Annotated in this window: 11 protein-coding genes; 6 read left to right on the plus strand and 5 right to left on the minus strand. The window is 70.4% G+C overall.

All coding sequences use genetic code 11. From position 1 onward, the window contains the following. Positions 1-20: 20 nt before the first annotated feature. Positions 21-1,460, plus strand: coding sequence for an amino acid permease (locus ACFVYA_RS30535; protein WP_285985125.1), 1,440 nt, complete (start codon positions 21-23; stop codon positions 1,458-1,460). Here ACFVYA_RS30535 and ACFVYA_RS30540 read toward each other — a convergent pair. After that, on the minus strand, positions 1,457-2,506 hold the full coding sequence (locus tag ACFVYA_RS30540) for an NAD(P)H-dependent flavin oxidoreductase (RefSeq protein WP_387049870.1): 1,050 nt from the start codon (positions 2,504-2,506) through the stop codon (positions 1,457-1,459). The two genes, ACFVYA_RS30535 and ACFVYA_RS30540, sit on opposite strands and share 4 nt — an antisense overlap. Positions 2,507-2,650: 144 nt before the next feature. Between ACFVYA_RS30540 and ACFVYA_RS30545 the strand changes: the two genes are divergently transcribed. The 4 genes from ACFVYA_RS30545 to ACFVYA_RS30560 all read left to right on the plus strand — a co-directional run bounded on the left by ACFVYA_RS30545 (position 2,651) and on the right by ACFVYA_RS30560 (position 5,982). Next, entirely contained in the window at positions 2,651-4,423 is a 1,773-nt protein-coding gene (locus ACFVYA_RS30545) for a family 20 glycosylhydrolase (protein WP_387049872.1), read from the plus strand. Positions 4,424-4,549: 126 nt separating this feature from the next. Continuing rightward, the gene (locus ACFVYA_RS30550; RefSeq protein WP_387049874.1) at positions 4,550-4,885 is read left to right on the plus strand and encodes a histidine triad (HIT) protein; all 336 of its coding nucleotides are present in this window, start codon (positions 4,550-4,552) and stop codon (positions 4,883-4,885) included. A gap of 42 nt (positions 4,886-4,927) precedes the next feature. Further along, positions 4,928-5,374, plus strand: coding sequence for a pyridoxamine 5'-phosphate oxidase family protein (locus ACFVYA_RS30555; RefSeq protein ID WP_387049875.1), 447 nt, complete (start codon positions 4,928-4,930; stop codon positions 5,372-5,374). Between the two features lie 26 nt (positions 5,375-5,400). After that, the gene (locus tag ACFVYA_RS30560; RefSeq protein ID WP_387049877.1) at positions 5,401-5,982 is read left to right on the plus strand and encodes a hypothetical protein; all 582 of its coding nucleotides are present in this window, start codon (positions 5,401-5,403) and stop codon (positions 5,980-5,982) included. Positions 5,983-5,993: 11 nt separating this feature from the next. Here ACFVYA_RS30560 and ACFVYA_RS30565 read toward each other — a convergent pair whose 3' ends face one another. Continuing rightward, on the minus strand, positions 5,994-6,563 hold the full coding sequence (locus tag ACFVYA_RS30565; protein WP_387049879.1) for a Uma2 family endonuclease: 570 nt from the start codon (positions 6,561-6,563) through the stop codon (positions 5,994-5,996). Positions 6,564-6,695: 132 nt separating this feature from the next. Beyond that, the gene (gene lepA / locus ACFVYA_RS30570) at positions 6,696-8,537 is read right to left on the minus strand and encodes a translation elongation factor 4 (RefSeq protein ID WP_387049881.1); all 1,842 of its coding nucleotides are present in this window, start codon (positions 8,535-8,537) and stop codon (positions 6,696-6,698) included. Positions 8,538-8,652: 115 nt separating this feature from the next. Between lepA and ACFVYA_RS30575 the strand changes: the two genes are divergently transcribed. After that, positions 8,653-9,273, plus strand: a complete 621-nt coding sequence (locus ACFVYA_RS30575; RefSeq protein ID WP_387049883.1) for a class I SAM-dependent methyltransferase — start codon at positions 8,653-8,655, stop codon at positions 9,271-9,273. Here the strand turns inward: ACFVYA_RS30575 and ACFVYA_RS30580 are convergent. Then, positions 9,270-9,644 (minus strand): VOC family protein, encoded by a 375-nt coding sequence (locus ACFVYA_RS30580; RefSeq protein ID WP_387049885.1) that lies wholly within the window; start codon positions 9,642-9,644, stop codon positions 9,270-9,272. The genes ACFVYA_RS30575 and ACFVYA_RS30580 overlap by 4 nt on opposite strands. A gap of 23 nt (positions 9,645-9,667) precedes the next feature. Beyond that, positions 9,668-10,531 (minus strand): DMT family transporter, encoded by an 864-nt coding sequence (locus ACFVYA_RS30585; RefSeq protein WP_387049887.1) that lies wholly within the window; start codon positions 10,529-10,531, stop codon positions 9,668-9,670. Positions 10,532-10,653 lie beyond the last annotated feature (122 nt).

Raw genomic sequence — 10,653 nt, forward strand, 5'->3', positions numbered from 1 at the left:
CGACCGTTCGGGAGACGATGATGTCCGCTCCAGGAGGCCTGGGCTCGAGCTCCGGCATCTTCCGGCGCAAGCCGATCGAACAGATCCAGGACAAGGCCGAAGGCGGCCTGAACCGCACTCTGGGACTTTGGCAGCTGACCGCCATCGGCGTCGGCGGCATCATCGGCGCCGGGATCTTCGCCCTCGCCGGCAGCGTCGCGCACGGCGACGACGCGGCGGGCATCCCCGGCGTCGGGCCGGCCGTGCTGATCTCGTTCCTCATCGCCGGGGTCGCCAGCGCCGCGGCGGCGTTCTCCTACGCGGAGTTCGCCGGCCTGATCCCGAAGGCCGGCTCGGCCTACACCTACGGCTACGCGGTGCTCGGCGAGATCGTCGGCTGGTTCATCGGCTGGGACCTGCTGCTGGAGTACACCGCGATCGTGGCGGTGGTGGCGATCGGCATCTCGGGCTACTTCAGCTTCCTGCTCGGCCAGCTCGGCCTCGACCTGCCCGCGTGGATGCTGGGCGCGCCCGGCACCGGGCCCGGCCACAAGGTCGACCTGTTCGCCGCGCTGCTGTGCCTGCTGATCGCGTACCTGCTCAACCGCGGCATCCGCAGCGCCGCCCGGTTCGAGACGGCGATGGTCGGGATCAAGGTCCTGATCGTGCTGGTGGTCATCCTGGTCGGCTTCTTCTACGTCAAGACCGGCAACTACACGCCGTTCGCCCCGGCCGGCTTCGGCGGCGCGGTGACCGGCGCGGCGACGGTGTTCTTCGCCGTCTTCGGCTACGACGCCATGAGCACCGCGGCGGAGGAGTCGAAGGACGCCCAGCGGCACATGCCGAAGGCGATCCTCTACTCGCTGGGCATCTCGATGGTGCTGTACGTGCTGGCCTGCCTGGTGCTGACCGGCATGCAGAAGTACACCGAGATCGACCCGAAGAGCGGGTTCTCGACGGCGTTCAAGTCGGTCGGCCTTTCCGGCCTGGCCACGGTGATCGCGATCGGTGCCATCGTCGGCATCCTCACCGTGCTGTTCACGTTCCTGATGGGCGCCACCCGCGTCGGCTACTCGATGAGTCGCGACGGCCTGCTGCCGCCGTGGTTCGGCAAGACCAACCCGAAGCGCCAGGTGCCGAGCCGGATGACGTGGATCCTCGGGGCTGCGTCCGCGATCATCGCCGGGGTGCTGCCGATCGGCGAGGCGGCCGAGCTGACGAACATCGGCATCCTGCTGGCGTTCGTCGTCGTCTGCGTCGCGGTGATCGTGCTGCGCTACAAGCAGCCGGACCTGCCCCGGACGTTCAAGACGCCGGGGATGCCGGTGGTGCCGGCGATCGGCATCGTGTTCTCGCTCTGGCTGATCACGTTCCTGCAGCCGGCGACCTGGATCCGGTTCGGTGTCTGGTTCCTGATCGGCCTGGTCGTCTACTTCCTCTACAGCCGGCGGCACTCGCTGCTGAACCGCACGGGCGGCTAGCGGATCCGGTCGAGGCGGGCGGCGGCGTCGCGCGCCTCGACCTTCAGCCGTTCGATGATCACGGCGGCCGAGGCGTCGTACGCGAGCGGGTAGGTCTGGCCCGCCCACAGCGAGATCGCTTCCGGGTCCCCGGCCTTCGCCGACGCCTTGCGCACCGGACCCGCCAGGTGGTTGAGCTGCGGGTACGCGGCCGGCGCACCCTCGGAGAGGGCGTCGGTGAACTTGTTGACCAGTCCCCGCGCCGGGCGGCCGCTGAAGGCGCGGGTGAAGGCCGTCTCGCGCTCGGCGAGGGCGAGCGCCTTGCGGTGCGCCTCGGACGTCCCGGCTTCGTCCGCGCGCAGGAAGACGGTGCCCAGCTGGGCGGCGACGGCCCCGGCGGCGAGCACGGCGGCGACGTCGGCCCCGTGCACCAGCCCGCCCGCGGCGATCAGCGGCAGGTCGACCCGGGCGGCGACCAGCCTGAGGAGCGCGAGGACGCCGTATTCCGCGCCGCCGCCAGGTCGGCGCGGGTCGTCGGTGAACAGGCTGCGGTGGCCGCCCGCCTCGAAACCCTGCAGGACGAGCGCGTCGGCACCGAGGTCGGCGGCCCGGGTGGCCGCCTCGGGTGTGGTGACGGTGATGACGATCTTGATGCCGGCGTCGCGGAGCCGGAGGACGTCCGACGGCGAGGGCGGGCCGAAGGTGAACGACACCACGGGAACGCGCTTCTCGAGCACGACGTCCAGCTTCGCGGGATACGCGTCGTCGTCCCACTTCGGCTCGCCGAGCTCGACGTCGTACTCGCGGGCGAACGCCTCCAGCCGGGTTTTGTGGGCCGAGATGTCGGCGCCGGTGTCGAGCTGCGGGACGAAGAGGTTGACGCCGAACGGCCGCCCGGTGAGCTCGGCGGTGCGGTCGATCTGGGCCGTCAACGCCGCGGGCGTGAGCATGCCGGCGGAGAGGAAGCCGAAGCCACCGGCCTCGGACACCGCGGCGACCAGCTCCGGGGTGGTGGGACCGCCGGCCATCGGCGCGGCGACGACCGGGAACGTCAGCTCGTCGAACATGCCACCGAGCGTAGCCCGGACCCGCCCATCCCGCGGACCGCCGGCGAGTCCACCCGGTTTGGTCTAGACCATGCGCGCCGGACCTGCGACGATCCGGGGAGGTGCGACGGCGAGGTCGCGCCCTTCTCGCCAGGAGGTCCCCCGGTGAAGCAGTCCTTCGCGCGGCGGCTCGGCCGCGCACTCGCCGTGCTGGCCCTGATCGGCGCCGGCACGACAGCCGCACACCTCACGCCCGCCGCGGCGGCCACGCCGGCGTTGCAGTCGATCGTGCCGGTGCCGGTCTCGGTGACCCCGGCGGCCGGGGTCGCGTTCCCGCTGGTCTCGACGACCAAGATCGTCACCGAAGCCGGTTCGGCACCGGCCAGGCAGGTCGGCGACTACCTCGCCGGCGTGCTGCGGCCGTCGACCGGCTTCGCGCTGCCGGTGTCCGACGCGCCGGCGTCGGTGCCGTCCGACAGCATCGCGCTGCTGCTCGGCGGCGCGCCCGCGACCGTCGGCGCCCAGGGCTACCAGCTGGTGTCGACGGCGTCATCGGTCACCGTGCGGGCCACTACCGCGGACGGGCTCTTCGCGGGCGTCCAGACGTTGCGGCAGCTGCTGCCGGGGCGCGCGGAAAGCCCGACGGCCCAGCCGGGCCCGTGGAGCATCCCGGGTGCGACGATCGTGGACTACCCGCGCTTCGCCTACCGCGGCGCGATGCTCGACGTCGCCCGCCACTTCCACCCGGTGCCGACCGTCAAGCGGTACCTCGACCAGCTGGCCCAGTACAAGATCAACAACCTCCACCTGCACCTGGCGGACGACCAGGGCTGGCGCATCCAGATCGACAGCTGGCCCCGCCTGACGACGTACGGCGGCAGCACCCAGGTCGGCGGCGGCGCGGGTGGCTACTACACGAAGGCGCAGTACACGGACATCGTGAACTACGCGGCTGCGCGCCACATCACGATCATCCCGGAGATCGACATGCCGGGACACGTGAACGCGGCCCTGGCGTCGTACGCGGAGCTGAACTGCACCGGGGTGGCCCCGGCCCTGCGCACGGACACGGCGGTCGGCTACAGCTCGTTGTGCATCTCGAAGGACATCACGTACACCTTCATCGCGGACGTCCTGCGCGAGCTGGCGGCCCTGACCCCGGGCCCGTACCTCCACATCGGCGGCGACGAAGCATCGGCGACTTCGCAGGCGGACTACCTGACGTTCATGAACAAAGTGCTTCCCCTGGTGGCGGCGACGGGCAAATCGGTGGTGGGCTGGCACGACATCGCCAAGGCGTCCCTGCCGGCTTCGGCGTCGCCGCAGTTCTGGGGAACTTCGACGTCGGACGCGGGGGTGTCGACGGCGGTTTCCCGCGGAAGCAAGGTGATCCTGTCGCCGGCGAACAAGGCGTACCTGGACATGAAGTACAACAGCTCGACGCCCATCGGGCTGTCGTGGGCGGGCTACATCGAGGTCCAGGACGCGTACGGCTGGAACCCGGGAGCGTACCTGTCGGGCGTGGGCGAATCGGCGGTCCGCGGCGTGGAGTCGCCCCTGTGGACGGAAACGGTGGTGACGCCATCGGACATCGACTACCTGGCGTTCCCCCGCCTGGCCGCGCACGCGGAGCTGGGCTGGTCACCGTGGTCGACCCACGACTGGACGGCCTTCCGGACCCGGCTGGGCGCCCAGGCGCCCCGCTGGGTGGCGCAGGGCATCAACTTCTACCGGTCATCGCAGATCGCGTGGGACACGGGCGGGACGACGAACCCGGGCACGTGCGCGGACCCGGCATGGAGCGCTTCGCAGGTGTACACGGGCGGGAACGTGGTGTCCCACAACGGCCACAAGTGGACGGCGAAGTGGTGGACACAGGGCGAGGAGCCGGGAACGACGGGCCAGTGGGGGGTGTGGACCGACAACGGCGCTTGCTGAGCGGGAAATCACCCGGGCTTCTGCTGTTAGTGTTCGGCTGTGCCTGAGCCTTGTCCCATCTGTGCCAAGCACCGCGGTACCGGACCGCTCGCCAGCCCGGTTGTCTGGGCCGATGAGCTCGTCGTCGTGACTCATCGGCCCGGGACCTTTCCCGGATATCTGTTCGTCGAGACCCGGCGGCACGTGGCGAACCTCGATGGGCTCACCGAAGCCGAAGCTCTGGCCGTCGCGCGAGCCGCCTGGGTGGGTGCCCGCGCGCTGCGGGCCGAACTGGATCCCGAGTCCGTGCACTCGGCCATCGCCGGACGGGGGCCGGCGCGGGCTCATTTCCACCAGCACGTCTTCGTGCGGCATCGGGACACTCCCGCCGAGCTCGGGTGGATGGATGTCGACTGGCCCGGCGCGCCTCGCGAGGACGTCACCCTCCTGTGCGGACGGTTATCGCCGCACTTCGGCCGGTGAAGATCGGACCTCCGGGACGTCGGGCGGGCTAGGTTGGAGCGCATGACCGCTGATCTGGAGCAGGTTCGCACGCTGTCGCTGCAGGAACACGGCCTCGCCACCGTCGCCACGACGCGGGCGGACGGCACCGTGCACGCCTCCGTCGTCAACGTCGGTGTCTTCGACGATCCGGTGACCGGTGCGCCGGGTGTCGCCTACGTCGCGGTCGGCAAGGCGCACAAGCTTCTCCTGCTGCGGCGGGCCGGGCACGCGACCGTCACCTTCCGGCGCGGCTGGAACTGGCTCTCCGTCACCGGTGCCACCCACCTCATCGGGCCCGACGATCCCGACCCCGTCTTCGACCCCGCGGGCCTGCCGCAACTGCTGCGTGACGTCTTCATCGCCGCCACCGGCACCCACGACGACTGGGCCGAGTACGACCGGGTCATGGCCGAAGAGCGGCGGGTCGCGGTGTTCATCCGGGCAGACCGGATAATCGGCAATCCCTGACCCCGCCGGCCCCAGGAGTCGTCCCGTTGTCCGAGTCCCCGCCCCGCGTGACCACGCCGGTCAAGGTCCTCGTCGGCTTGCTCGTCGCCGCCGACGCCGGATTCGGCGCGGCGCTCGTCACCGGGCTGGTGCGCGGCCTCTCGCCGTGGCTGATCGGCGGTGCCTACGCGGCGACCGCGCTCGCCGCCGTCCTGGCTTACCGCGTGTCCCGTGCCCGCGACCTCAAGCGCGGCTTCGAGGGCCTGCGCGACCTCACCATCGGCGACGAGGGCATCCGCCTGCCGGCGGGCACGCTCAGCACGCGTCTCGTTCCCTGGCCGGAGATCGCGGAGGTGACCGTCCGGCGTTCGGCCCGCTTCGGCGACGGCTACCTGCGCGACGCCCTCTGGGTCGACCTGGTCACCGGCGGAGGCGTCGAAAGTTCGGTGCAGCGCTACGCGCCGCGCAGCAAGCTCGAACCGGCGCCGCCCGGGCGGAGGCAGTTCGAGCAGACGGCGATCCTCACCCCGGCCCTGTTCGACGCCGTGCTCGACCGGCTCCGGAAGGAACTGCGCCACCGGCAGCTGCACGCCCAGCTCCGCGGGACCCCTCGCATCCGGCCCCACTGACCGGCGCCGCGTCAGCCGAGCCGGCCCAGCAGCTCCCGTGGCACGATCCGCACCGGGAACGGCCGCTCGAGCTCGACCGCCTCGTCGCCCGCCGCCTTGGCCACCTGCTGGTAGTGGCCGTCCGCGTCCAGCTCGAACACGGTCAGTGCGGGCTCCTTCGGATCGATCACCCAGTAGCTGCCGGTCCCGAGCCGTTCGTAGACCGCCTTCTTGGTATTGAGGTCGTGGATCGCCGTGCTGGGCGACAGCACTTCGACCGCCAGCACCGGCGGCGCCGGGAGATCCTTGTCGGTGAAATCTTCGTCCCGGCCAACCAGGATGTCCGGCTGCAGCTCAGTATCGTCCCCCGAGTGCACGGCGAACGGCGCGCCTACCACCTCGAAATCAGTCGGACACGCGGCTTCCAGTACGCCATAGAGCCGGTAGGCGATCTTCTGGTGTCTCAGACCGGGCGCGGGGCTCACGATGAGCACCCCGTCGATGAGTTCGCGGCGTCGGCCATCGTCCGGCATCCCCTCGAGGTCGCGCACCGTCAGGGGGCCCGAATCGGCGGGGTGCTCGATGTCAGCCATGACCGTCATGGTGCTCTCCTTTCGCTCTTCGCACCAGAGGAAACCAGAGAGCACCGACAGAAACCGCATCGAACACGGGTTCGGCGCCCATATTCACGCGTAGGCGTGAATATGGGCGCCACTGTCACATCAATGGAACAGTTACTTCTTGTTCTTGCCGGAGTCCTCAGTGGACAGTGCGGCGACGAAAGCCTCCTGCGGAACCTCGACCCGGCCGACGGTCTTCATCCGCTTCTTGCCTTCCTTCTGCTTCTCCAGCAGCTTGCGCTTACGCGAAATGTCACCGCCGTAGCACTTCGCGAGCACGTCCTTGCGGATCGCGCGAATCGTTTCGCGGGCGATGATCCGGGCGCCGATGGCGGCCTGGATGGGCACCTCGAAGTTCTGCCGCGGGATCAGTTCGCGGAGCCGGTTCACCATGCGGTTGCCGTAGTTGTAGGCGTCGTCCTTGTGCACGATCGCGGAGAACGCGTCCACACCCTCGCCCTGCAGCAGGATGTCCACCTTGACCAGGTCCGCCGCCTGCGTGCCGGCCTCTTCGTAGTCCAGCGACGCGTAGCCGCGCGTCCGCGACTTCAGCGTGTCGAAGAAGTCGAAGATGATCTCGCCCAGCGGCATGTTGTAGCGCAGCTCGACCCGGTCCTCGGACAGGTAGTCCATCCCGAGCAGCTGACCGCGCTTGTTCTGGCACAGCTCCATGATGGTGCCGATGAATTCCGACGGCGCCAGGACGCTGACCTTGCTGACCGGCTCGAGCACCTTGTCGATCTTGCTCCCGGTCGGCCAGTCCGAGGGGTTGGTGACGTGGATTTCCTTGCCGTCGTCCAGCACCACGTCGTAGACGACGTTCGGCGCCGTCGAGATCAGGTCGAGGCCGAACTCGCGCTCGAGCCGGTCGCGGGTGATCTCCAGGTGCAGCAGGCCGAGGAAGCCGCAGCGGAAGCCGAAGCCCAGCGCCACCGACGTCTCCGGCTCGTAGTCCAGGGCGGCGTCGTTCAGCTGGAGCTTGTCCAGCGCCTCGCGCAGCTCGGGGTAGTCCGAACCGTCGACCGGGTACAGGCCCGAGTAGACCATCGGCTTCGGCTCGCGGTAGCCCGCCAGCGCTTCCTTGGCGCCGTTGCGCTCGGACGTCACCGTGTCGCCGACCTTCGACTGACGGACGTCCTTCACACCGGTGATCAGGTAGCCGACCTCGCCGACGCCGAGGCCCTTGCTGGGCTTGGGCTCCGGCGAGATGATCCCGACCTCCAGCAGCTCGTGCGTGGCGCCGGTGGACATCATCTTGATCTTTTCGCGCGGCGTGATCTTGCCGTCGACGACGCGGATGTAGGTGACGACGCCGCGGTAGGTGTCGTACACCGAGTCGAAGATCATCGCGCGGGCGGGCGCGTCGGCGTCACCCTGCGGTGCCGGGACCGACTTCACGACCTCGTCGAGCAGCGCGCCGACGCCCATGCCGGTCTTGGCCGAGACCCGCAGCACGTCGTCCGGCTCGCAGCCGATGATGTGGGCCAGCTCACCCGCGTACTTGTCGGGGTCGGCCGAGGGCAGGTCGATCTTGTTGAGCACCGGGATGATCTGGAGGTTGTTCTCCAGCGCGAGGTAAAGGTTGGCCAGCGTCTGGGCCTCGATCCCCTGCGCCGCGTCGACCAGCAGAACGGCGCCTTCGCACGCCTCCAGGGCCCGGGAAACCTCGTAGGTGAAGTCGACGTGGCCGGGGGTGTCGATCATGTGCAGGACGTGGTCCTGCCCGTCGACCTTCCAGGGCAGCCGGACGTTCTGCGCCTTGATCGTGATGCCGCGCTCGCGTTCGATGTCCATCCGGTCGAGGTACTGAGCGCGCATGGCCCGCTCTTCCACGACGCCGGTGAGCTGCAGCATGCGGTCGGCCAGGGTGGACTTGCCGTGGTCGATGTGCGCGATGATGCAGAAGTTCCGGATGAGCTCCGGAGGCGTGAAGGTCGTGTCGGCGAACGTCGTCACTCGAATGAGTCCTCGGAAAGTCGGGGATGGCCACCTCTATGGTCCCATGGCCCTCCGGGTGCGGGTGGGGGTCATCCCCGATGCGGGCTTTTGCGATCCGTGGTGCCCTCGAAGTATGAGTACTCCGCACCAGCCGGCACTCCCTCCCCCGCCGGAGACCAGCGGGTTCGCCCGCGTCCTCGACCGGACGTTCGGTCACCCCTCCGGCGCGCTCGGCCGCCTCGGCGGTTGGGTCATGGCCCGGGGCAACGCCGCCACCGAACACCGCGTCGTCGACCTCGCGAAGATCGAGCCCGACGAAACCGTCCTGGTCGTCGGCCCCGGCCCCGGCGTCGGCTTGGAAGCCGCCGCGCGCCTGGCCGGGCGCGCCGTCGGCGTCGACCCCTCTCTCGAGATGCTCGCGCTGTGCCACGAGCGCTGCGGCGACCGGGCCGAGCTGCGCGAAGGGTCGGCGGCGCACACCGGCGAGCCCGGCGAGTCCGTCGACGTCGTGCTGAGCGTGAACAACGTCATGCTGTGGGAAGACCGCGCGGCCGGGTTCGCCGAGCTGTTCCGGGTCGTGCGTCCCGGCGGCCGGCTGCTGCTGTCCGCGCACGAGAAGTGGCTGCCCGTGAGCAGGCACGTCCTGGCCGACGAAGCCGCCGCCGCGGGCTTCGCCGACCTGCAGACCTGGACCTGGGAGCCGCCGGGGTTCGCCGCGCTCGCCGCGCAGCTGCGCGCCGTCAAGCCCGCTTAGCGGGTGTCCGTGCGGATCGGGTGGCCCTCCGGCACCTCGACCAGCACGATGCGCGTGCCGTCCGGATCGGCGATCCAGGCCTCGTCGAGGCCCCAGGGCTCGCGCTGGGCGTCCCGCACCGGCTTCAAGCCCCTCGCCTCGAGATCGGCCAGGGTGCCGGCGAGGTCCCGGACCTGCAGCCAGAGCACCAGATCGGGCGACGAGCCCGTCTCGCCCGCACCGGAGACCTCCAGGGAGCCGTGGCCGAGGAAGAACACGGTGCCGCCGGGGAATTCCCGCTCGACGGCCAGGCCGAGGGTGTCGCGGTAGAACGCCGTGGACGCGGCGACGTCCCGCGGGCGGATCAGCAGCCGGCTCTTCAGGATCTCCATCCGACCATCCCTACCGGACGGGCTCAGGCGGCCGCAATCGCGGCGATGCCGGACAGCACGATCACCGACCCGGCCAGCCGCCGCACGGCGTCACGTTCGCCCAGGACCAGCCACGCGGCGAGGCCGCCGAGCACGATGCTCAGCTCCCGGGCGGGCGCGACCAGGCTGACCGGCGCCATGGTGAGGGCGAACAGCACGAGGATGTAGGCGATCGGCGACAGGACCGCGACGAGCAGGACCTCGCGGCGCTGCTCCCGCCAGATCCGCGACACTTCGGCACGATCGGCCAGGGCGCCCGGCACGAGCAGCACGCTCTGCAGGACCGAGCCGAGGCCGAAGTAGATCACCGGCGGCACGCCGAGACCGGTCACCGAGTGCGCGTCCCAGAGCGTGTAGCCGGCGATGACGGCCCCGGTCAGCAGGCCGTAGAGAATCCCGGCTTTCACCGCGCGGGGGTCGTCCGCCTTGCGGCCGGTGCTGATCACCAGCACTCCGGCGACGACCAGGAACGCGCCGAGCAGGCCGAGCGGGCCGGGCCGCTCGCCGAGCACCAGGACGGCGGCCAGCACCGACAGCAACGGCCCGGTGCCCCGCGCGACGGGATAGACGACGGAGAGGTCACCGACGCGGTACCCCCGCTGCAGCACGACGCCGTAAGCGACGTGCAGGACGGCGGTGACCGCGGCGGCGAGCAGCCAGCTCCACTGTGGAGGGTGGTTTTCGACGACGAGCAGCACGATCGTGACCGGAAGCAGCAAGACGGCACCGGCCGTGTAGTAGAGCCAGACGAACTGGGTGCCCCCGGAGGAGATCCGCTTGGCCGCCAGGTTCCACGCGGCGTGCACGACGGCGGCGACGAGGACGAGGGACAAGGCGGTGGCGTTCACGGGACCCCTTCGGGTGGTGGGGCGCGCCCCCAACCCCCGCCGGCCGGCGGTTTGACCCACACGATAAAGAACCCGCCGCCGGGCCCCCCCCCGGGTGGGCGCCGGGACCGGCCCCCCCGCGC

Source organism: Amycolatopsis sp. NPDC058278, from assembly GCF_042881395.1.
Lineage (GTDB): Bacteria > Actinomycetota > Actinomycetes > Mycobacteriales > Pseudonocardiaceae > Amycolatopsis.

Excerpts from the sequence above, each read along its gene's own strand:
- ACFVYA_RS30535 (WP_285985125.1), top strand. The coding sequence starts at position 21 with ATGTCCGCTCCAGGAGGCCTGGGCTCGAGCTCCGGCATCTTCCGGCGC.
- ACFVYA_RS30540 (WP_387049870.1), bottom strand. The coding sequence starts at position 2,506 with ATGTTCGACGAGCTGACGTTCCCGGTCGTCGCCGCGCCGATGGCCGGC.
- ACFVYA_RS30555 (WP_387049875.1), top strand. The coding sequence starts at position 4,928 with ATGACCGCTGATCTGGAGCAGGTTCGCACGCTGTCGCTGCAGGAACAC.
- ACFVYA_RS30565 (WP_387049879.1), bottom strand. The coding sequence starts at position 6,563 with ATGACGGTCATGGCTGACATCGAGCACCCCGCCGATTCGGGCCCCCTG.
- ACFVYA_RS30575 (WP_387049883.1), top strand. The coding sequence starts at position 8,653 with ATGAGTACTCCGCACCAGCCGGCACTCCCTCCCCCGCCGGAGACCAGC.
- ACFVYA_RS30580 (WP_387049885.1), bottom strand. The coding sequence starts at position 9,644 with ATGGAGATCCTGAAGAGCCGGCTGCTGATCCGCCCGCGGGACGTCGCC.